Genomic DNA, 20,429 nt, shown 5'->3' with positions numbered 1-20,429 from the left:
GCGGGCGCCGCGCCCGACAACATCGGACGCGGCGCCCGCGGCGGCCTCCCCGTGCCGCTCCCGGGCGATTTGACCGGGGGTGGACGCAGTCCGTAGTCTTGACCTCCGGCGTTTGTGCGCCTATACGCCTGAGCACCTTCCTCCCGCAGACCGCGGCCCGAGCGGCGGAGTCGGACGGGAGAGGCCCCCGGTCATGTGCGGCACCGCACACGAAGCGGGCGCTGGCATCAGGGGTCCGCATCGAGCAGAGAGTGAGTTCCGCGTGTACGCGATCGTGCGTAGCGGTGGCCGCCAGCACAAGGTGGCCGTCGGCGACATCGTCGAGGTCGACAAGATTCCCACCGGCAAGGTCGGCGACGCCGTCGAGCTGTCGACGCTGCTCGTCGTGGACGGCGAGGCCGTCACGAGCGACCCCTGGGTGCTGGCCGGCATCAAGGTCGAGGCCGAGATCGTCGATCACCACAAGGGCCAGAAGATCGACATCCTGCGCTACAAGAACAAGACCGGCTACCGCCGCCGTCAGGGTCACCGCCAGCAGTACACGGCGCTGAAGATCACCGGCATCCCCGCGGCCGCGAAGTAACGGACTACAGGAGACTTTCGAGATGGCACACAAGAAGGGCGCGTCGTCCACCCGGAACGGCCGCGACTCCAACGCTCAGCGGCTCGGCGTCAAGCGCTTCGGCGGCCAGGTCGTCAACGCCGGTGAGATCATCGTCCGCCAGCGCGGCACCCACTTCCACCCGGGCTCCGGCGTCGGCATCGGCAAGGACGACACGCTGTTCGCGCTGTCCGCCGGTGCGGTCGAGTTCGGCACGAAGCGCGGCCGTCGCGTCGTGAACATCGTCCCGGCGGCCTGACCCCCGGGTCGGGCACAGCCGAGGATCTTCGAGGGCGGACTCCGCTCCCGGCAACGGGACGCGGGGCCGCCCTCGGTCTGTTCGAAGAACCGTCACGCAGATGGAGGAAGCACCATGACCACCTTCGTGGACCGCGTCGAGCTGCATGTCGCCGCGGGTAACGGAGGCCACGGCTGCGCCTCCGTGCACCGGGAGAAGTTCAAGCCGCTGGGCGGCCCGGACGGCGGCAACGGCGGCCGCGGCGGCGATGTCGTCCTGGTGGTCGACCAGGACGTCACGACGCTGCTGGACTACCACCACAGCCCGCACCGCAAGGCCACCAACGGCAAGCCCGGCGAGGGCGGCCACCGCTCCGGCAAGGACGGCACGGACCTGGTGCTGCCGGTGCCCGACGGCACCGTGGTGCTGGACCGGGACGGCAACGTGCTGGCCGACCTGGTCGGCCAGGGCACCCGGTTCGTGGCCGGCCAGGGCGGCCGCGGCGGCCTGGGCAACGCGGCGCTGGCCTCGGCCCGCCGCAAGGCCCCCGGCTTCGCGCTGCTCGGCGAGCCCGGCACGGCCCAGGACATCGTGCTGGAGCTGAAGACGGTCGCCGACGTGGCGCTGGTCGGCTATCCCAGCGCTGGCAAGTCCTCGCTCATCTCGGTGCTGTCCGCGGCCAAGCCGAAGATCGCCGACTACCCCTTCACCACGCTGGTGCCCAACCTCGGCGTGGTCACCGCGGGCGCGACCGTCTACACCATCGCCGACGTGCCGGGCCTGATCCCCGGCGCGAGCCAGGGGCGCGGCCTGGGCCTGGAGTTCCTGCGGCACGTCGAGCGCTGCTCGGTGCTGGTGCACGTGCTGGACACCGCGACGCTGGAGTCCGACCGCGACCCGGCCACCGACCTCGACGTGATCGAGGAGGAGCTGCGGGCCTACGGCGCGGGCCTGGAGGACCGGCCGCGCGTCGTGGTGCTCAACAAGGTGGACGTGCCCGACGGCCGGGAGCTGGCCGAGATGATCCGCCCGGACCTCCAGGCCCGCGGCTACCAGGTCTTCGAGGTCTCCGCGGTCTCCCACGAGGGGCTGCGGGAGCTGTCGTTCGCGCTGGCCAGGATCGTCGCCGACACCCGCGCGGCGCAGCCCGCGGAGGAGCCCACCCGCGTGGTGATCCGCCCGCAGGCGGTCGACGACGCCGGGTTCACCGTCACCCGCGAGGGCGACAGCCTGTACCGGGTGCGCGGCGAGAAGCCCGAACGCTGGGTGGTGCAGACCGACTTCTCCAACGACGAGGCGGTCGGCTACCTCGCCGACCGGCTCAACCGCCTGGGCGTCGAGGACGAGCTCCTCAAGGCCGGCGCCCGCCCCGGCGACGGCGTCGCCATCGGCCCCGAGGACGACGCGGTCGTCTTCGACTGGGAGCCCACGATCGCCGCCGGCGCGGAGATGCTCGGCCGACGCGGCGAGGACCACCGTTTCGAGGCGCCCCGCCCGGCCGTCACCCGTCGCCGCGACCGCCAGGCCGAGCGCGACGAGGCCGAGCAGGAATACCGCGGGTTCGACCCGTTCGCGTGAGCCGTCCGGGCCCGGGGATCCGGCCGGCCGCGGCTCACGCGGACGGCTCGGGCTGCGGGCCCGGCCGGGTCAGGATGCGGCGGGAGAGGACGTAGGTGAAGGGGATCGCGGCGACCGCCGCGGCCAGCGGGGCGACGCGGTCGTTCACGTGCGCCCACTCCACCAGCACGTAGACGCCCGCGCCGGTCACCACGTAGTTGGTGAGGTTGGTCAGCGGGAAGAGCAGGAACTTCCGCCAGGTCGGCCGGGTGCGGTAGGTGAAGTAGGTGTTGAGGAAGAACGACCCGGTCATGCTCAGCACGAACGCCGCGGTGTACGCGGCGAAGTACGGCAGCCAGGGCCGCAGCGCCAGGTAGCAGCCGTAGAAGGTCCCGGTGTTGACCACGCCGACCATCGCGAACCGCGCGACCTGCGGCCACGCCCCGCGCGCCGCCCGCGCGGGGCCGCCCGTCCCGCGCGCGGCGTCCGGCGCGCTCAACGGACCGCGGGCCGGGTCGCCGGCGCGGCTGCCTCCGCCTGCGCGCTCGCCGCGCCGGGCCCGGCCACCACGGGACCGCCCGCCCCGGCGGCAGCCGGCACGCCGCCCTGCCGGGCCACCGCGAAGGCCCGCGCCGCGTTCGTCTCCTTGACCAGGAAGTGCGGCCGCCGCTTGGTCTCGTAGTAGATCCGCCCGATGTACTCGCCGATCAGCCCCAGCATCAGCATCTGCAGCCCGCCGAGCCCGACCACCGCCACCATCAGCGTCACATAGCCGGGCACGTCCGGCCCCTCGATCATCGCCAGCACGGTGACCACCACCGCGTACACCGCGGCGACCGCGGCCATCGTCATGCCGAGGTAGATCGCCAGCCGCAGCGGCCGGTCGTTGAAGGAGATCAGCCCGTCGATGCCGTAGTTGACCAGCGCGCCGAACCGCCACTTGGTCTCGCCGGCCTCCCGCGCGGCGTTGCGGTAGTCGAAGGTGACCGTGTCGAAGCCGATCCAGGAGAACAGGCCCTTGGAGAAGCGGTTGTACTCCGGCATGGCCAGCAGCGCGTCCACCGCCCGCCGCGACAGCAGCCGGAAGTCCCCTACGCCGTCGGTGAGTTCGACGTCCACCCAGTTGTTCACCACCCGGTAGTACAACCGGCTCAGCGCGCTGCGCAGCGGCCGGTCGCCCTCCCGGGTGCGGCGGGCGATCACCTGGTCGTGGCCGGCCCGGAACAGCTCCAGCATCCGCCCGAGCAGCTCCGGCGGGTGCTGGAGGTCCGCGTCCATGACGACCACCGCGTCCCCGGTGGCCTCCTTCAGACCGGCCAGGATGCCGGCCTCCTTGCCGAAGTTGCGGCTGAAGGAGACGTAGCGGGTGCTCGCCTCCCGGCCGCGGGCCAGCGCGCGCAGCGCGTCCAGGGTGCCGTCGGCGCTGCCGTCGTCGACGTAGCACAGCTCGTAGTCGACGGTCAGGGCGTCCAGGGTCTCGCGGATCCGCTGGTCGAAGAGGCCGATGACGGCCTCCTCGTTGAAGCAGGGCACTACGATCGACAATCGCATCTGGTCACTTCCGGCGCCGTACGCGGGGACGGAGCGTACGGTGTCGGGCACGTACCGCAGCTCTTCGGTCAGCGTAGGACGCGGAATCCCGGCTTCCGGGGAGCCTGCCGCCGGATGCGGGAAAGTTCAGCAAGCCGTCCGAACGGGACCCTTGAGAATTAACCCTGGTGTAGGCAACCCAAAGCGGCAAATACTACTCTGGCCCGGAAGTGGATCAGTGTGGTGCGAGCGGAAAACAACCGAGAAACGAGGGCATCGATGGCACGCGTCAGCGTCGTCGTGATCACGTACAACGACGCGGCGCACGTGACCGCGGCCGTGCGGTCGGCGCTGGCGCAGGGCGACGAGGTCGGCGAGGTGCTGGTGGTCGACGACTGCTCCACCGACGACACCGCGCAGGTCCTCCAGGCGCTCGCCGAGCAGGAGCCGCGGCTGCGACTGCTGCCGCGCACCACCAACAGCGGCGGCTGCGGCACCCCGCGCAACGACGGCGTCGCCGCCGCCTCCTTCCCGTACCTGCTCTTCCTCGACAGCGACGACGTGCTGGCGCCGGGCGCGGTCGACGCGCTGCTGCCGCTGGCCGACAAGCACGACGCGGACGTCACCGCCGGGCGGGCGGTCCGCCGCGAACTGCCCGAGGGCCGGGAGACCGTGTGGGCGCCGCGCATCTACGACACCGCCGCCGGCGCCACCCTGCCCGGCGCCGTCGTGCAGGGCGTCGCCGAGCACCCCGAGCTGCTCTGGGACACCCTGTCGGTCAACAAGCTCTACCGCACGGCCTTCCTGCGCGACCGGCGGCTGACCTTCCCCGACGGCGCCTTCCACTACGAGGACTTCGTCTTCACCGCCCGGCTGTACGCCGCCCGGCCGCGGATCGCCTTCACCGACGCGCCGGTCTACGTCTGGAACGTGCGCCGGCAGGCGGCCCGGCTGTCGATCTCGCTGCGCCGCGCGGACATCGCCAACTGGCGGCACCGCATCGCCGCCCACCGCGGCGTCGTCGACACCTTCCGGGACGCCGGCGCCTTCGGCCTGGCCGAGGCCGCGCAGGCGAAGTTCCTCGACTACGACCTGCCGATGTACGTGCGCGAACTGCCGCAGCGCCCGGCCGGGTACGTCGCCGACTGGTGGCGCGTCACCCGCGACTACGTGGCCGGCTTCGACCGCGAGGGCCTCGCGCTGGCGAGCGTGCCGGCCCGCTGGACGGTGCGGGCGCTGACCGCGCCGGGCGCGGACGAGCCGGAGCCGGGCGCGGCGGGCCTGGGCCGCCTGGTGGAGCTGGCCGCCCGGCCGCCGCGGCTGATCCCGCCCTACGGCGACACCGCGCCGCTGGAGCTGGCCGAACTCGAGCCGCGCGAGCTGCCGGTCGCCGTCGAGGCCCGGGTGCAGACCGGCAGCACCACCCGCCTGGCCCTGCGGGTGCACGACCTGTACGGGCGGCTGGCCGCGCTGCACCCGGTGGGCCTGCGGGTCACGCTCACCGAGCGCGGCACCGCGGGACCCGGCGTCAGCATGGACACACCGCTGGTGGACGAGGGCGGCGCCGGCTGGACCGCCGCGCTGCGGCTGCGCACCGCCGACCTGGCCCGCGGCGGGCGGCTCGCGGTGTGGCACGTGCGGGCCGAGATCCGCTACGCCGGCACCGCGCAGCGCACCCCGGTCGAAGTGCGCGCCGCGGACGGCCAGGAGGCCCGGCGCAGCGCCGTGGTCCGGCCCACCGGGCAGGTGCTGCTGGTGCAGACGCACATCACCGCGGGCCGCGCGCTGATCCTGCGCGTGGCCGACGGCGTGCAGGGGGCCCGCAGGGTCGCCGGCGGACGGCTGCGCCGGCTGCTCGGCCGCTGAACCGCCGGGCCCCGGCCCGGAGCCCGGCGGCTCCCGCGCGGCCCCTCAACAGCCCGTGGGAGGCCGTCGCGGGGCCCGCGCGGGGTCCGGCGGGACCTGAGCGAAGCTGTGCAACAGCTATGCATATGAACGGCAGATGAGATGATCTGATCGATCTGGACAGTGGGTGTGCGGTTCACCTAGTGTTCATCGGACGATCGCACGACGTCTGTCCGTTTTCTCTGAGAAGTTGATCGCATACTCATGGCCATACGAGGCATCCGGTCCGGTGTGACCACCCTGCCGAAGCGCCTGGACTCCCTCACCAGCCTGAGGTTCTTCGCGGCGTTCGCGGTGTTCACCCACCACTTCACGGGGTTCGGCGGCAAGACCGGGCTCGGGCGCTCCCCGCTGATCTACCCGTACTCGATGATCGGCGGCCACGGCGTCACCTTCTTCTTCGTGCTCTCGGGCTTCCTGATGATGTGGGTGTTCAAGCCCAAGGAGCACCCCGGCGTCTTCTACTGGCGCCGCGTCGGGCGCATCTGGCCCGCGCACCTGGTGGCGCTGGTGCTGGGCATCTACGCCTACTACATCGCCGCCCACCTGAAGATCAACTGGCCGAGCCTGATCGCCTCGGCCTTCCTGGTGCAGACCTGGTCGCCGAACGTCACCCCGACGCTGCCGGGCAACGAGGTCACCTGGACGCTCAGCGTCGAGCTGCTCTTCTACGCGCTGTTCCCGCTGCTCGGCCGGATCGCGGTGCGGCTGCGCACCCGCTGGCTCGCCGCGGCCACCGCGGTCGGCCTGGCCGGCATGTGGGCGGTCGACTGGTTCGCCACCGCGCACTACTCGCCGGCGCACGCCGGCTGGGTGATGCGCCACCCGGCGGTCTACCTGCCGCAGTTCATGCTCGGCATGACGATGGCGCTGGCCATCAAGCGCGGCTGGCGGCTGCCGCTGCGCCCGGTGGTCCCGATCGCCCTGCTGGCCGCCTACGTCTACTGCTACTACCAGGGCAGGGCGCGGCTGTCCGCCCCGACGGTGGCCCAACTCGACTACACCGTGCGGCCGATCGTCGCGATCCTGTCCGCGCTGGTGATCCTGGCGTTCGTGCAGCGCGAGGTGCGCGGTCTGCGCGGCCTGCTCAACACCAAGCCACTGGTGCTGCTCGGCCTGTGGTCGTACTGCTTCTACCTGCTCCACCACTCGATCACCCGCATCGCGATCTACCAGTGGGGCCGGATGCCCGACAACAACGGCGTGCTGTTCACGCTGCTCGGGTTCGGCGTGGTGGTCAACGTGATGGCGTGGGCGCTGTTCACCTTCGTCGAGGAGCCGGCCGAGAAGTGGTGGCGCAAGCGCACCCCCAAGCGCTGGCTGAACCGCGGTGAGAAGCCCGCGGTGACCATACCCGCGCCGCGCCGGCCGGAGACCGAGAGCATCCCGGGCTGACACCCCGACAACGCGTAAGGCCCGCCCTCCAGGAGGGCGGGCCTTACGTTCGTTCAGCGCTCCGAGGAGGCTCGGCGCTCCCCGAGGAGGCTCAGCGCTCCAGGAAGTCGAAGAGGTCCTCCCAGCGCCGCGTGATGGACTCCGGCGTGTAGCGCTGCACGTTCTCCCGCGCCAAGTCGCCCATCCGGTCGCGCAGTTCCGCGTCCGCCATCAGCTTCACCAGCTGCCGGGCCAGCTCCGAGGTGTTGCCGGGGCGGGCCAGCAGGCCGTCCACGCCGTCGTCGATGATCTCGTGCACGCCCGGCGCGCAGTCGAAGGCCGCGCACGGCAGCCCGCACGCCATCGCCTCCAGCAGCGCCAGCGGGAAGCCCTCGCCGCGCGAGGACTGCACGAACACCGAGGCGCCGCGCAGCGCCGCCGGCACGTCCGAGGTCTGCCCGACCCACTCCACCGAGTCGTCCAGGCCCAGCGCGGTGCACTGCGCCTTCAGCGGCGCCTCCAGCTCACCCGCGCCGTAGATCTTCAGCCGCCACCCGGGCTGCCGCGGCGCGGCCTCCGCCCAGGCGTCCAGCAGCATGTCGATGCCCTTCTGGTGGCTGAGCCGGCCCACGCTGGCGACGACCTTCTCGGTCCGCGGCGACGGCGTCTCGGGCATCATCGGCAGCGGGTTGGGCATGAAGCCGACGTTGTTCAGGCCCCGCCCGGCCCACAGGTCGGCGTCCTCCTGCGTCAGCAGCAGCAGCCGGTCCACGTCCTTGTAGAACTTCTCCACCCGCTGGAAGCGCGAGGACTGCTTGGAGTACTCGTACGACTCGTGGCTCATCCCGATCACCGGGTGGCCCGCGGTGTCGGCCAGCGCCACCCACTCCATCGCCCACACCTGGGTGACGACGATCATCGCGCCCGGCCGGGCCGCCCGGAACAGCGCGGACAGCTTCTCGGTGCTGCGCCGCACGCCCTTGTCGCGGGAGGACTCCTGGCGCCGCGCGGCCAGGTTGGCCCGGTCCAGCAGCCCCTTCGGCCGCCACTTGCCGGGCGGCCGCACCTCGTAGAGCGTGACCGTGTCGAACGGCGGGTTGGCGCCCAGGTCCATCGGCACCTCGGGCGGCGCGATGCCGACGATGGTCACCTTGTGGCCGCGCTCGGCCAGCAGGCCGGCCATCTGCGCCTGCCAGCGGGCCACGCCGCCCAGCTCGTTCACCTCGTTGGCGACGAAGAAGACGTCGCGCTGCTTGCTCATCGGGTGGTTCCCCCTACCGGGCCGAAGAAGCGGTCCGCGATCCGGGCCGCCGCGTCACCGCGGTCGTACTCCCCGTATCTGGCCACGAAGTCCTTGACCTGGTCGCCGTACTTGGCCCGCACGGCGTCGAGGTCGGAGAGCGTCGAGAGGAGTTCCTCCTCGGTCCGCGCGACCGGGCCGGGGGCCTCCTCCAGGAGGTTGAAGTACGTGCCGCGGATGTCGTGCGCGTACTCCTCCCAGTCGTAGGCGTAGAAGACGATCGGCCGGTGGGTCAGCGCGTAGTCGAACATCACCGACGAGTAGTCCGTGACCAGCGCGTCGGCGAGCAGCAGCAGCGGGGTGATGTCCGGGACGCTCGTGACGTCGACGATCCGGCCCGCCACCGACGGCGGCAGCGTCACCTTGTTCAGGTAGTGCGAGCGCACCAGCAGCGTGAAGCGTTCGCCGAACCGGTCGGCGAACGCGTCCACGTCGAACGGCGCCTCGAAGCCGCGCACCCGGCCGTCCGCGCCGGCCCGGAAGGTCGGCGCGTAGAGCACCACCGGCAGCTCCGGGCGCAGCCCCAGCTGCTCGGCCAGCTCGCGGGCCGCGGCCGGCCGCTCGGCGCTGTCGCGGGCCCGCACCAGCGCGTCGTTGCGCGGGTAGCCCACCCGCAGCAGCTTCTCCTCCGGCAGCCGGTAGGCGCGGGCCAGCGTGCGCACGTCGTGCTCGGAGCGCACCACGAAGTGGTCCCAGCGGTCCAGCGCCTTCTGGTAGTTCTCCTGGTCGCCCTCGGACATCACCCGGTACTTCGGCTCGTCGAAGCCCATCCGCTTCAGCGCCGAGCCGTGCCAGGTCTGGATGTACGTGGTCTCCGGCCGCTTGGACAGCTTCAGCGGGTAGCCCTGGTTGTCGATCCAGAACTCCGCCTGCGCCAGCGCCCGCAGATACTTCCACGACCACCGCTGGACCAGCTCCACGCCCTCCGGGTAGTCCTTCGGCGGGTTCTTGCCCTCGTGGGACCAGATCGCGTGGATCGGGGCGCCGCGGCGGCGCAGCTCCTCGTAGATCGCCCGCGGGCTGTCGCTGTACTGCTTGCCCAGGTGGCTCTCGAAGACCACGGTGCCCTTGCGGACCGGCAGCACCTTGATCATCTGGTGGTAGCCCTGGATCTTGCGCGGCCCGGAGTCCAGCCGGCGGCGCGCGTCGCGGGCCTTCTTCAGCACCGACTTGGCGGCGCGGGCCGGCGGGCCCTGGAGGTTCCGCTCGATCAGCGCGTGGCCGACCTGCGCGGTTTTGCTGTGCTGGGAGAGCACGAAGGCCAGGTGGCCCTTGGCGGACACCTCCGGCTTCAGCCGGTCCGCGGTGGCCCGGGTCAGCATCGGGCGGACCACGATCGCGCCGGTGTCCTCCAGGTCCGTGTTGCCGGTGGTGATCTTGCCCGCGGTGGTCTTCCCGTCCGCGGTCAGCCGCAGCCGGATGTCCCACACCTCGTCGATGACGCCCAGCGGCCGCAGCTCCTGGCGCAGCGGCAGCTCCGCGTGCCAGGTCAGCCACTCGCCGTCGTGCCGCAGCTGCTGCACCGGCAGCCGGTAGGTGCGCAGCGACTTGCGGCGGGCCTTGATCTCCAGCTCGGCCTTGATCGAGGCGTCCGGCCGCACCACGCCCAGCGGGTTGACCGTCCGGCCGTCCAGCACCACGCCGGACGGGTCCTCCTGGTAGCCGGTGAGCTGGTGGCGCAGGTGCAGCGCGTTGAGCGGGGCGCTGTGGTAGCCGCGGTCGGTGACGTCGAGTATGGCCCGGGCGCGCGGGTCGTCCAGGTGGTCCGCGCACCAGTAGACCCGGCCGTCGACCTCCGCCAGCGGCGAGGACACCTTGTTCCGGTTGATCAGGGTGTCGATCGCCGGCATGAGGTTGGTCCAGTCCTCCTTGAGCAGGAGGTAGGCGCAGATCGCGTGGATCGGGTCCAGCGAGTCGAACGCCTCGGCCGGGAACTCCTTGGTGTACTCGTTGGCCATCTCGGCGAAGCGGTGCCGGTAGTCGTCGTCGAGGAACGGCAGGTCGCGCAGGTAGAGGACCAGGTCGTGCTTGAGGAACTTGATGTTTTTGTGCAGCCGCAGGTCCTCCAGGCCGCGCTGCTTGAGGATCGCGTCGACCCTGCGGTGGATCTCCAGCCGGTCGGCGAAGTTGTTGATCTCGTGCCGCCGGTTGCTGATCGACTTCGCCTCGGCCTTCTCCACCACGTTCCAGTGGTAGACCGTCTGCGGAATCAGCGTGATCTTCTCCGCCGCGAGATATGCCTGCGCCGAGAAGAGCAGGTCCTCGTAATGAATGCCGCGCGGAAAGGTCAGCTCCTTTTCCGCGAGGAATTCACGCCGATAGCATTTGTTGGTGGAAAGGGTGTCGAAGACGAAGAGGTCGGGGAGTTCCGCGATGCTGTCCAGCGTCCGGGTGGAGCGGTAGAGCCACGGGTACCAGTCGGCCCGCTTTTTGTTGCGGTTGTCCACGTGCACCCGCACGCACTTGCCCGACACCAGGTCGGCGCCGGTGCGGTCGGCCGCCTCCAGCATGTTGCGGCAGGCGTGCGGGTCCAGCACGTCGTCGCTGTCGAGGAACATCACGTACCGGCCGCGGGCCACCTTGATGCCCTGGTTGCGGGGTTCGCCGCAGCCGCCGCTGTTCTCCGGCAGCCGGATCGCGCGCACCCGCTCCGGTTCGGCGGCCGCGAGCCGCTGGGCGACCTGGAAGGAGTCGTCGGTGGAGCAGTCGTCGGCGACGACGACCTCCACATTGCGCAGTGACTGGTCGAGGACCGACTGGACCGCCGTCGGAAGTCGGGCCGCGTCGTTGTACACGATAACGACAACGCTGATGTCCGGAGTGGAGCCGGACACCTCCTCAGCCGCGTTGGTCATTCTTGACACAGCCACCTCTGGTCGACATTACGGTCTGCGATGACTGCACAGCTTATCTCATGTGCTGTCACGGCCCGTTCGGGAGCCTGTCACAGCTTGTTCAGCGAACGGCCGCACGGGTGTGCGTAGGGCCGGAGCGGGACGCGGCGGGACGCGGCGGGACGCGGCGGGGTGGCGCGGGGTGTGCGGACCGGGGGCCGCGTCGCGCGGGGCCCGCGGGGGCCCGCCCGCGCGGACCGGGGCGCGCGGGGGCCTTGGGTACGATGACCGCCATGACGTGGTTGATCACCGGCGGTGCGGGATACATCGGTTCACATGTGACCAGGGAACTGGTCGGCGGCGGCGAGCAGGTGGTCGTGCTCGACGACCTGAGCACCGGTGACCCCTCCCGGCTGCCCGAGGGCGTCCCGCTGGAGCGCGGCACCGTGCTCGACGGGCCGTTCGTCGAGGACGTGCTGCGCCGCCACCACGTCACGGGCGTGCTGCACATCGCGGCCAAGAAGCAGGTCGGCGAGTCCGTGGAGCGCCCCCTGTACTACTACCGGGAGAACCTCGACGGCCTGCGCAGTGTGCTGGAGGCCGCCGCGGCCACCGGGGTGCGGCAGTTCCTCTTCTCCTCCTCGGCCTCCGTCTACGGCATGCCGGACGTCGACCTGGTCACCGAGCAGACCCCCTGCGCGCCGATGAGCCCGTACGGCGAGACCAAGCTGGCCGGCGAGTGGCTGGTCGCCGCGGCCGGCCGGGCGCACGGCATGGCCACCGCCGCGCTGCGGTACTTCAACGTGGCCGGCGCCGCCGCCCCCGAACTGGGCGACCCCGGCGTGTTCAACCTCGTCCCGATGGTCTTCGAGCGGCTGGAGGCCGGGCAGCCGCCGCGCGTCTTCGGCGACGACTACCCCACGCCCGACGGCACCTGCGTCCGCGACTACATCCACGTCGCCGACATCGCCTCCGCGCACCTGGCCGCCGCCCGCCGGCTGACCGCCGACCCGCAGGCCCGTCTGGTGCTCAACATCGGCACCGGGCAGGGCGCGTCGGTCACCGAGGTCATCGACACGATCCGCCGGGTCACCGGCCGGGACATCGCGCCGGAGGTCGTGGCCCGCCGCCCCGGCGACCCGGCCCGCGTGGTGGCCTCCGCCGAGCTGATCACCAAGGAGCTGGGCTGGACCGCCCGTTACGACCTGGAGGAGATGGTCGCCTCGGCGTGGGAGGGCTGGCGGCTGCGCCACTGACGGGCCGGGGCGGGGGGTTCGGCGCCGGGGGTTCAGGCGCCGGTCTCCCCGCCGGTCTCCCCGTTCGTCTACTGGTCCATCTCCCCGTTCACGTACGCCTTCAGCCAGGTGCGGAAGTCGGGGCCGAGGTCGTCGCGTTCGCAGGCGAGGCGGACGATGGCGCGGAGGTAGTCGGCGCGGTCGCCGGTGTCGTAGCGGCGTCCGGTGAAGACGACGCCGTGGACGGGTCCGCCGGGGTGGTCGGGGGTGGCGAGGGTTTTGAGGGCGTCGGTGAGCTGGATCTCGTTGCCGCGTCCGGGTGGGGTGTGGGCCAGGACGGTGAAGACGGCGGGGTCGAGGACGTAGCGGCCGATGACGGCGTAGTGGGAGGGGGCCTGGCCGGGTTCGGGTTTTTCGACCAGGCCGGTGACGCGGACGACGTCGGGTTCGTCGGTGGGTTGTATGGCGGCGCTGCCGTAGAGGTGGATGTGGGCGGGGTCGACTTCCATGAGGGCGATGACGCTGCCGCCGTGGTGGTGCTGGACGGTGGTCATGCGGGTCAGGAGGGGGTCGCGGGGGTCGATGAGGTCGTCGCCGAGCAGGACGGCGAAGGGCTGGTCGCCGATGTGGGGTTGGGCGCACAGGACGGCGTGGCCCAGGCCGCGGGGGTCGCCCTGGCGGACGTAGTGCATGGTGGCCAGGTCGGAGGATTCGCGGACGCGGGCCAGGCGGGAGGCGTCGCCTTTGCGGGAGAGGGCTTCTTCGAGTTCGTAGTTGCGGTCGAAGTGGTCTTCCAGGGGGCGTTTGTTGCGGCCGGTGACCATGAGGACGTCGGTCAGGCCCGCGGCGACGGCTTCCTCCACGACGTACTGGATGGCCGGTTTGTCGACCACCGGCAGCATCTCCTTGGGCGTGGCCTTCGTCGCCGGCAGGAACCGGGTCCCCAACCCCGCCGCGGGAATGACCGCCTTCGAAATCCGCCCAGGGGTGGGACGCTGGGGCGGCTGGGACTGCTGTGACATGGGGCTTCCTCGTGGGACGGCGCGGCGCGGGCGTCTGGACGCTACCGCGCGCACGTGTGAGCGGGCGAATCGCCCCCTGAGCACGGGGCCGTCCGTGTCGTGGACGCGGGTCCGCCGCCCGCCGCCCGCCGCGCAGCGGCGTCCCGCGCGCCCTGAGCACCGTCCTCGCGCCGACCGCACTGTGGACGGCGCGGCGGCGGCCCCGCGACGTCGCGTAGATTCGGGCGCAGAGGGACGGCCGCGCCCGGGGCGCGCGCCGGGACGCGACGCGAGGGGACGAGACGAGCGCGGTGGCAGCGGCGGCACGGCAGGACGCGGCAGGGGACGCGGACCGGGATCGGCACCCGGACCGGGTCCGGGGTGCGGACAGGGGCTCGGACCGGGGCGAGGCGCCGTCCGCCCCCGGGGACGACTCGCGCCCCGACGTGGTCGCGGCCCGCCGCGTCGTGGTCAAGGTCGGCTCCTCCTCGCTGACCACGGCGGCCGGCGGCCTCGACGCGGACCGGGTGGACGCCCTGGTCGACGTGCTGGCCAAGGCCCGCGGCGCCCGCGAGGTCGTGCTCGTTTCCTCCGGCGCCATCGCCGCCGGACTCGCCCCGCTCGGCCTGGACCGCAGGCCCCGGGACCTGGCCAGGCAGCAGGCCGCCGCCAGCGTCGGCCAGGGCCTGCTGGTGGCCCGCTACACCGCCTCCTTCGCCCGCTACGGCATCCGCGTCGGCCAGGTGCTGCTCACCTCCGACGACGTCAGCCGCCGCGCCCACTACCGCAACGCCTACCGCACCCTGGACCAGCTGCTGTCGATGGGCGCGCTGCCGGTGGTCAACGAGAACGACACGGTGGCCACCGACGAGATCCGCTTCGGCGACAACGACCGCCTCGCCGCCCTCGTCGCCCACCTGGTCCGCGCCGACCTGCTGGTGCTGCTCTCCGACGTCGACGGCCTGTACGACGGCGACCCGCGCACCCCCGGCGCCCGCCGGATCGCCGAGGTCAGGGGCCCGGCCGACCTGGACGGGGTGTCGATCGGCAGCGCCGGGCGGGCCGGCGTCGGCACCGGCGGCATGGTCACCAAGGTCGAGGCCGCGGGGATCGCCGCGGGCGCGGGCGTGCCCGTGGTGCTGACCTCCGCCGTGCACGCCGCGGACGCGCTCGCCGGACGCCCCACCGGCACCTACTTCCACCGCACCGGCAAGCGCGGCGCCGACCGGCTGCTGTGGCTGGCGCACGCCTCCACTCCGCGCGGCGCGCTGCGGCTGGACGCGGGCGCGGTCCGCGCGGTCACCGAGCGCGGCAGCTCGCTGCTGCCCGCCGGGCTCACCGCGGTCGAGGGCGCCTTCGTGGCCGGCGACCCCGTCGACCTGGTGGACGAGTCGGGCCACGCGGTGGCCCGCGGCCTGGTCAACTTCGACGCCACCGAGCTGCCGCGGCTGCTCGGCCGCTCCACCCGCGACCTGGCCAGGGAGCTGGGCCCGGCCTACGAGCGCGAGGTCGTGCACCGGGACGACCTGGTGCTGCTGCGCCCCTGAGCCGCCCGGCCGGCCCGGTCCGGCGGGTGTGCCGGACGTGCACTTACGGTGCTTCTTGTGGAAAACGCCCCCGCCGCACGCCCGATCCTGGTCAACTGGGGAGGACGCGAAACGCGGGGGGCCGTCCCGGACCGGAGGCCGCGGGCGGCGCAACGGACCACCACCCACAGGGAGGCCACCGGTGAAACGAGGGCGCCCCGGGTCGCTGACCGGCGAACGTGCCGAGCGCACGCTGGTCAGCGTCGACAGCGGCACCGAGCGGACGACCGAGGCCGGGGGACCGGCCGGCGGCCAGGCCGCGGGACAGGTCAGGGGACAGGAAGGGCCGCGCGACACGAGCCATGAGGAGCCGGGCGCCCGGCTCTGGCACGTCACCCTCAGCGTCTCCGGCGGCCGCGCCCCGCTGGCCGAGGTCAGACGCGGCCTCGAACAGCTCGCCCACGACCACCCCTTCCTGCTGACCAGCAGATACGCCACCGACCACGCCGAGATCCGGTACTGGGAGGAGGCCCGCGACCTGCACGACGCGGCGGCGCTCGCACTGCGGCTGTGGGGCGAGCACCGCTCGACCGCGGGACTGCCGCCGTGGGAGACGGTCGGCCTGGAGGTCATCGACCGGGCGACGTACCACCAGCGCCTCGCCGAGGGATACGGCCCGCCGCCCGCGGTCCCGGTGGGCGTGCACCCCTTCTGAGACGCGCGACCGGCGGGAGCGGCGCGCGGGGCCCCGGGCGCCTCCCGCGCACGTCCCCGCGCACGTCCCCGGGCGTGTCCCGGACGCCTCCCGCGCACGTCCCCGCACGTGTCCTGGGCCGTGTCTCAGGCTGCGGAAAGGCGCTCCGGCACGGCCGCCGGACCCCGTACGCTGCCTTCATGACCCACCCGGAGCTGCCGTCGCCCCTGCCGAAGTCGCCCGTGATGCTCGCGGCCTACCGCGCCCGCGCCGCCGCCGCCGACCTGGCCCCGCTGCCCCGCGCCGCCAAGGACGACGCCCTCCTGGCCATCGCGGACGCGCTGATCGTGCGCACCCAGGAGATCGTCGCGGCCAACGCCGAGGACGTCGAGCGGGCCCGCGCGGCCGGCACCAGCGAGGCGATCATCGACCGGCTGACCCTGACCCGCGAGCGGGTCGCCGCGATCGCCGCCGACGTGCGGCACGTCGCCTCGCTGCCGGACCCGGTCGGCGAGGTGCTGCGCGGCTCCACCCTGCCCAACGGCCTCGACCTGCGGCAGGTCCGGGTGCCGCTCGGCGTCGTCGGCATCGTCTACGAGGCCCGGCCGAACGTCACGGTGGACGCCGCCGCGCTCTGCCTGAAGTCCGGGAACGCGGTGCTGCTGCGCGGCTCCTCCTCCGCCTACGCCTCGAACACCGCCCTGGTCACCGTGCTGCGCGACGCGGTCGGCGGCGCCGGGCTGCCCGCCGACGCGGTGCAGCTGGTGCCGGGCGAGTCCCGCCAGTCGGTCACCGAGCTGATGCGCGCCCGCGGCATGGTCGACGTGCTGATCCCGCGCGGCGGCGCCTCCCTCATCCGCTCGGTGGTCGAGGGCTCCACCGTCCCGGTCATCGAGACCGGCACCGGCAACTGCCACGTCTACGTCGACGCCCAGGCCGACCTGGACATGGCCGTGGAGATCCTGGTCAACTCCAAGGCGCAGCGGCCCAGCGTGTGCAACGCCGCCGAGACGCTCCTGGTGCACCAGGACATCGCGGAGGAGTTCGTGCCCCGGGCGCTGGCCGCGCTCGCCGACGCCGGCGTCACCGTGCACGCCGACACCCGGGTGGCGGCGATCGCCGAGGCGTCCGGCAGCAAGGCGACGGTGGTGGCGGCCACCGCCGAGGACTGGGAGGCCGAGTACCTCTCCTACGACATCGCCGCCGGCGTGGTGGACTCGCTGGAGGCCGCGGTGGAGCACATCCGGCTGTGGTCCTCCGGTCACACCGAGGCCATCGTGACCTCCTCGCAGCCCGCCGCCCGCCGCTTCACCCAGTTGGTCGACGCGGCGGCCGTGATGGTGAACGCCTCGACCCGCTTCACCGACGGCGGCCAGTTCGGCTTCGGCGCGGAGATCGGCATCTCCACCCAGAAGCTGCACGCGCGCGGTCCGATGGGCCTGCCGGAGCTGACCTCCACCAAGTACGTCGTCACCGGCGACGGCCACATCCGCTGAACGGGCGACGGCCGAACGGGGCACAGCTGTCGCACAGGCGGTCGGGAATCCCCTGCCCAAACAGCCAACTTCCGCATTACCCTGGACAGATGCCGGACGATGACGAGTTCGCCTCCGTAGTCCTCGACGAAGATTTCGTACGGTCCGCCCTGTTCCATGAGCCCACGGCCACGGAACGGATGCTTGCCGTCGCCGAAGGTCCCGCGCTCCCGCCCGGCAGGCCCGGACGGCACCCCCGCGAGTCCCGCGTCGTGCCCGAACTGGACGACGACACCGCACTGGAATCCGACGAGCTGTACGCGGCCGGCCACCCCTACCGCGGCAGCAGCACCCGCTGGCACCGGCCGGTCGCCTGGGCGCTCGCGGTGGTGATGGGCATCGGCGTCGTCGCCCTGACCTTCGCCGCCGTCTACCGCGGGGCCGGGAACGCCCGGCCCAGCATCCCGCCGCCGAGCACCGGCCCGGTGGGCACCACCCATGTGCCGCCCGTCGCCAGCACCCCGCTGCCCTGATCCGGTGTCAAGTTGACCGGTACTGAGGCCTTTATTCACCTCCCGGCAGACTTAACCTTGTGATATGAGCGGGTCTGGAGACCCTCCCGAGGGCGCCCCGGAGGGCACCCCGGGAGGCGGTGAGGACGAGTACCGATCCGTCGTCTTCGACGAATCGTTCGTGAAGGCTGCGCGGATCCAGGAGTTCTCCGCGCGCGAGCGCCTGGGGGCCGGGACGGGCGCGCCGCGTGCGGTGCGCATCCGCCATGTGCTGCCCGGCGGCCTGGCGCGTCAGGCCGCCGCGCTGGTGATACTGATCGTGCTGGCCTTCGGTTTCGCGATCTACATGGGCGTGCGGCATCCCTACAAGGCCGACACCCCAGCGGCCGGCGAGCCGCTGCGGGCGAACGTGATCCCGCTCGTGCCGCCCGGCGAGGTGCCCGCGGTGCCGCCCTCCGCCCCCTTCCGCGGCAGCAGGGCGGCGACCTACGCGGTGGGCGCCCGGGGCATCGTCGACCCGCCGGACGTGCACCGCGAGGGCGGCTTCGCCGAGAGCGAGGTGGTGGCCGCCCTGGACATCGTCAGGAAGTACCTCACCGCGACCTCGCTGAACCCCAGGGCGGTGGCCGACGGCGACGTGGGGGCGGTGCGCGACCTGCTCGACCCCGGACAGGTCGACCAGTTCGACGCCAGCCTCAGCAAGCCCGCCGAGGACGGCGAGCACGAGGCCACCGGCTGGCTGGTGCGCTTCGACCCGGCCCAGCAGGTCTCCGTGGTCCCCGGCGACATCCGGGTGAACGGCACCATGGACCCGCAGGAGACCGACGACGCGCAGCTGGAGGTCACCTCCGACCACACCTTCGTCTACGCGCTGCGCGGCCCGGGCCACTCCGCGGTGTCGCTGTTCACCGTCCGGCGCAAGCTGCGCTTCCGCTTCGACCACCAGCAGATCCAGCAGGGGCACGTCCAGGTCGTGCAGGCCGACGTCTCGGCCGGGCCGCTGGCCTGCGAATCCGAGGCGCAGAGCGGCTTCCGGCCGATCCTGGCGGGGGGCCGCGCGCCCGGCGGCGTGGTGGGCGCCGATCCGTACGACCACCGGCTGCCGGTCGGCGCGGTGTGCGGCGTGCTCGCCACCGCGGCCCCCGCCCTCACCGCCGGCTGACCGCACGGCGGCGGGGCGACGGCGGGTCGACGCGGGCCGGGCGCCGCGGCGTGTCGGCGGGTCAGGCCGGCGGCCGGGCGGGTCAGGCCGGGGCGGCGCCGCCGGCCTCGTCGCCCTCCGGGCCCTGCTCGGCGCCGCGGCCGGCGCCGGTGAAGCGGTCGCGCAGCTTGCCGCCGAACTCCCCGGCGCCGTTCGAGATGTCGCGTATCAGGCCGAACAGCGGGTCCTTGCTCTGCTTCACCGTGTCGGCGTAGTGGCCCGCGGACTCCTTGAACGCGTCGGAGACCGACGCGTCCTTGTCGGCGCTGCGCTGCGGGTAGTGGCCGTCCATCAGCCGCTGGTAGTCCCGCGAGGCGGCCCATGTGCGCAGCTCGGCGGCGCGCACGGTGGTGAACGGGTGGCTGCGCGGCAGTACGTTCAGGATCTTGAGCACCGAGTCGCGCAGGTCGCCGGCCGCCTCGTACTCGTCGGCCTGCTTCAGGAACGAGTCGACGTTCATCTCGTGCAGGTGGTTGCCGCCGGCCAGCTTCATCAGGCCGCGCATGGACGCCTGGAGGTCCTGGCCGACCAGCAGGCCGGCCCGGTCCGCCGACAGCTCCGACTTGCGGAACCACTCGCGCAGCGCGGTGACCAGCGCCAGCACCGCCAGATTGCCCAGCGGGATCCACGCCACCCGCAGCGCCAGGTTCGTCAGGAACAGCAGGATCGTGCGGTAGACGGAGTGCCCGGACAGCGCGTGGCCGACCTCGTGGCCGATGACCGCGCGCATCTCCTCCTCGTCCAGCAGCTCGACCAGGCCGGTGGTCACCACGATGATCGGCTCGTCCATGCCGATGCACATCGCGTTCGGCTTGGGGTCCTGCGTGACGTACAGGTTGGGGACCTTCTCCAGGTCCAGGATCCAACAGGCGTCCCGCAGCATCGCGTTCAGATGCGGGAACTGCTCGTCGCTGACCCGCACCGAGTCGGACAGGAACAGCAGCCGCAGGCTCCGCTCGGGCAGTAGCCCGCTCAACGCCTTGAAGACGGTGTCGAATCCGGTCAGCTTGCGCAGCGCCACCAGGGCCGACTTGTCCGCCGGGTGCTCGTAGGCGCGCGAGGAGATGCCCTGGAAGCGCCTGCGGGTGCGTCCCGGCAGGTGCTTCTCGGTGCTGACGCTCTCCGCCGCCGGGTCCTTCGGTTCTTCCGATCCGGACATACTGGCCCAACCCCCTGCTAGCCGTTCAGTACCTACTCTGACGCGCGGAGCCAGCGCGAAGTTCCCCGCCCCGCGCCCGTACGATGTGCGGGAGAGCCAGCCGTCCGAACCGAAGGGTCGTGCCGACCATGTCGCCCGCCGCAGCCTCCGCCCTGACCACGCTCGCCGAAGCCTCCGAGTCGCACGGCGGCAACCACCCGAGCCTGAGCCCGTACCTCACCGGCTTCGGCGCGCTGGGGGCGCTGCTGCTCCTGCTGTGGATCACCACCCGCTTCAACCGGGACTGA

General features: G+C 72.6%; 18 protein-coding genes. 12 read left to right on the top strand and 6 right to left on the bottom strand.

The annotated features are described in order from the left end of the window. Nucleotides 1-262 precede the first annotated feature (262 nt). The 3 genes from rplU (at nt 263) to obgE (ending at nt 2,417) form a co-directional block, all read left to right on the top strand. Complete coding sequence (rplU, locus tag VSR01_RS11975) at nt 263-583, top strand: 50S ribosomal protein L21 (RefSeq protein ID WP_326449237.1); 321 nt, start codon at nt 263-265, stop codon at nt 581-583. Between the two features lie 22 nt (nt 584-605). Beyond that, complete coding sequence (rpmA, locus tag VSR01_RS11970; RefSeq protein ID WP_031514533.1) at nt 606-860, top strand: 50S ribosomal protein L27; 255 nt, start codon at nt 606-608, stop codon at nt 858-860. Between the two features lie 114 nt (nt 861-974). Continuing rightward, entirely contained in the window at nt 975-2,417 is a 1,443-nt protein-coding gene (gene obgE, locus VSR01_RS11965; RefSeq protein ID WP_326449236.1) for a GTPase ObgE, read from the top strand. Nucleotides 2,418-2,451: 34 nt separating this feature from the next. On the opposite strand, the gene VSR01_RS11960 is transcribed toward obgE, so the two are convergent. Next, nucleotides 2,452-2,811 carry a GtrA family protein gene (locus tag VSR01_RS11960; RefSeq protein WP_326453606.1) on the bottom strand — a complete coding sequence of 120 codons (360 nt, stop codon included), beginning with the start codon at nt 2,809-2,811 and terminating at the stop codon, nt 2,452-2,454. An 80-nt stretch (nt 2,812-2,891) separates the two neighbouring features. Then, nucleotides 2,892-3,947, bottom strand: a complete 1,056-nt coding sequence (locus tag VSR01_RS11955) for a glycosyltransferase family 2 protein (protein ID WP_326449235.1) — start codon at nt 3,945-3,947, stop codon at nt 2,892-2,894. A gap of 258 nt (nt 3,948-4,205) precedes the next feature. Here VSR01_RS11955 and VSR01_RS11950 point away from each other — a divergent pair, with 258 nt between their 5' ends. Together VSR01_RS11950 and VSR01_RS11945 are read left to right on the top strand one after the other, a co-directional pair. Further along, a complete protein-coding gene (locus tag VSR01_RS11950; RefSeq protein WP_326449234.1) occupies nt 4,206-5,792 on the top strand; it encodes a glycosyltransferase family 2 protein in 1,587 nt (528 codons plus the stop codon). 243 nt (nt 5,793-6,035) lie between these two features. After that, nucleotides 6,036-7,226: an acyltransferase family protein gene (locus VSR01_RS11945; RefSeq protein WP_326449233.1), complete on the top strand. Its 1,191-nt coding sequence runs from the start codon at nt 6,036-6,038 to the stop codon at nt 7,224-7,226. A 91-nt stretch (nt 7,227-7,317) separates the two neighbouring features. Here VSR01_RS11945 and VSR01_RS11940 read toward each other — a convergent pair whose 3' ends face one another. Then, entirely contained in the window at nt 7,318-8,466 is a 1,149-nt protein-coding gene (locus VSR01_RS11940; protein WP_326449232.1) for a glycosyltransferase family 4 protein, read from the bottom strand. Continuing rightward, a complete protein-coding gene (locus VSR01_RS11935) occupies nt 8,463-11,360 on the bottom strand; it encodes a bifunctional glycosyltransferase/CDP-glycerol:glycerophosphate glycerophosphotransferase (protein WP_326449231.1) in 2,898 nt (965 codons plus the stop codon). Before VSR01_RS11935 ends, VSR01_RS11940 begins: the two co-directional genes overlap by 4 nt. A 272-nt stretch (nt 11,361-11,632) precedes the next feature. On the opposite strand from VSR01_RS11935, the gene galE reads away from it, so the two are divergent. Beyond that, nucleotides 11,633-12,595, top strand: a complete 963-nt coding sequence (gene galE / locus VSR01_RS11930) for a UDP-glucose 4-epimerase GalE (protein WP_326449230.1) — start codon at nt 11,633-11,635, stop codon at nt 12,593-12,595. 68 nt (nt 12,596-12,663) lie between these two features. Here galE and VSR01_RS11925 read toward each other — a convergent pair whose 3' ends face one another. Beyond that, on the bottom strand, nt 12,664-13,596 hold the full coding sequence (locus tag VSR01_RS11925) for a UTP--glucose-1-phosphate uridylyltransferase (protein ID WP_326449229.1): 933 nt from the start codon (nt 13,594-13,596) through the stop codon (nt 12,664-12,666). Between the two features lie 425 nt (nt 13,597-14,021). Between VSR01_RS11925 and proB the strand changes: the two genes are divergently transcribed. The 5 genes from proB to VSR01_RS11900 all read left to right on the top strand — a co-directional run bounded on the left by proB (nt 14,022) and on the right by VSR01_RS11900 (nt 18,944). After that, nucleotides 14,022-15,122 (top strand): glutamate 5-kinase, encoded by a 1,101-nt coding sequence (proB, locus tag VSR01_RS11920; protein ID WP_326453605.1) that lies wholly within the window; start codon nt 14,022-14,024, stop codon nt 15,120-15,122. A 181-nt stretch (nt 15,123-15,303) separates the two neighbouring features. After that, the gene (locus VSR01_RS11915) at nt 15,304-15,816 is read left to right on the top strand and encodes a hypothetical protein (RefSeq protein WP_326449228.1); all 513 of its coding nucleotides are present in this window, start codon (nt 15,304-15,306) and stop codon (nt 15,814-15,816) included. Nucleotides 15,817-15,995: 179 nt separating this feature from the next. Continuing rightward, entirely contained in the window at nt 15,996-17,291 is a 1,296-nt protein-coding gene (locus VSR01_RS11910; RefSeq protein ID WP_326449227.1) for a glutamate-5-semialdehyde dehydrogenase, read from the top strand. A gap of 89 nt (nt 17,292-17,380) precedes the next feature. Beyond that, nucleotides 17,381-17,803 carry an SCO2583/SCO2584 N-terminal domain-containing protein gene (locus VSR01_RS11905; RefSeq protein ID WP_326449226.1) on the top strand — a complete coding sequence of 141 codons (423 nt, stop codon included), beginning with the start codon at nt 17,381-17,383 and terminating at the stop codon, nt 17,801-17,803. 64 nt (nt 17,804-17,867) lie between these two features. Beyond that, entirely contained in the window at nt 17,868-18,944 is a 1,077-nt protein-coding gene (locus VSR01_RS11900; RefSeq protein ID WP_326449225.1) for an SCO2583 family membrane protein, read from the top strand. An 82-nt stretch (nt 18,945-19,026) separates the two neighbouring features. On the opposite strand, the gene VSR01_RS11895 is transcribed toward VSR01_RS11900, so the two are convergent. Next, nucleotides 19,027-20,142, bottom strand: a complete 1,116-nt coding sequence (locus VSR01_RS11895) for a M48 family metallopeptidase (RefSeq protein ID WP_326449224.1) — start codon at nt 20,140-20,142, stop codon at nt 19,027-19,029. Nucleotides 20,143-20,270: 128 nt separating this feature from the next. Between VSR01_RS11895 and VSR01_RS11890 the strand changes: the two genes are divergently transcribed. Beyond that, on the top strand, nt 20,271-20,429 hold the full coding sequence (locus VSR01_RS11890) for a hypothetical protein (protein ID WP_326449223.1): 159 nt from the start codon (nt 20,271-20,273) through the stop codon (nt 20,427-20,429).

The sequence above is a fragment of the Actinacidiphila sp. DG2A-62 genome (genome assembly GCF_035825295.1).
Classification (GTDB): Bacteria; Actinomycetota; Actinomycetes; order Streptomycetales; family Streptomycetaceae; genus Actinacidiphila.
This window is presented reverse-complemented; position numbering and strand designations above follow the sequence as displayed.

Bases quoted from the DNA above. Each gene is read 5' to 3' on its own strand.
- VSR01_RS11955 (WP_326449235.1), bottom strand. From the start codon at position 3,947: ATGCGATTGTCGATCGTAGTGCCCTGCTTCAACGAGGAGGCCGTCATC.
- VSR01_RS11890 (WP_326449223.1), top strand. From the start codon at position 20,271: ATGTCGCCCGCCGCAGCCTCCGCCCTGACCACGCTCGCCGAAGCCTCC.
- obgE (WP_326449236.1), top strand. From the start codon at position 975: ATGACCACCTTCGTGGACCGCGTCGAGCTGCATGTCGCCGCGGGTAAC.
- VSR01_RS11905 (WP_326449226.1), top strand. From the start codon at position 17,381: ATGCCGGACGATGACGAGTTCGCCTCCGTAGTCCTCGACGAAGATTTC.
- VSR01_RS11960 (WP_326453606.1), bottom strand. From the start codon at position 2,811: ATGGTCGGCGTGGTCAACACCGGGACCTTCTACGGCTGCTACCTGGCG.
- VSR01_RS11925 (WP_326449229.1), bottom strand. From the start codon at position 13,596: ATGTCACAGCAGTCCCAGCCGCCCCAGCGTCCCACCCCTGGGCGGATT.
- VSR01_RS11900 (WP_326449225.1), top strand. From the start codon at position 17,868: ATGAGCGGGTCTGGAGACCCTCCCGAGGGCGCCCCGGAGGGCACCCCG.
- VSR01_RS11935 (WP_326449231.1), bottom strand. From the start codon at position 11,360: ATGACCAACGCGGCTGAGGAGGTGTCCGGCTCCACTCCGGACATCAGC.
- galE (WP_326449230.1), top strand. From the start codon at position 11,633: ATGACGTGGTTGATCACCGGCGGTGCGGGATACATCGGTTCACATGTG.
- VSR01_RS11910 (WP_326449227.1), top strand. From the start codon at position 15,996: ATGACCCACCCGGAGCTGCCGTCGCCCCTGCCGAAGTCGCCCGTGATG.
- VSR01_RS11895 (WP_326449224.1), bottom strand. From the start codon at position 20,142: ATGTCCGGATCGGAAGAACCGAAGGACCCGGCGGCGGAGAGCGTCAGC.
- VSR01_RS11950 (WP_326449234.1), top strand. From the start codon at position 4,206: ATGGCACGCGTCAGCGTCGTCGTGATCACGTACAACGACGCGGCGCAC.
- rpmA (WP_031514533.1), top strand. From the start codon at position 606: ATGGCACACAAGAAGGGCGCGTCGTCCACCCGGAACGGCCGCGACTCC.
- VSR01_RS11945 (WP_326449233.1), top strand. From the start codon at position 6,036: ATGGCCATACGAGGCATCCGGTCCGGTGTGACCACCCTGCCGAAGCGC.
- VSR01_RS11940 (WP_326449232.1), bottom strand. From the start codon at position 8,466: ATGAGCAAGCAGCGCGACGTCTTCTTCGTCGCCAACGAGGTGAACGAG.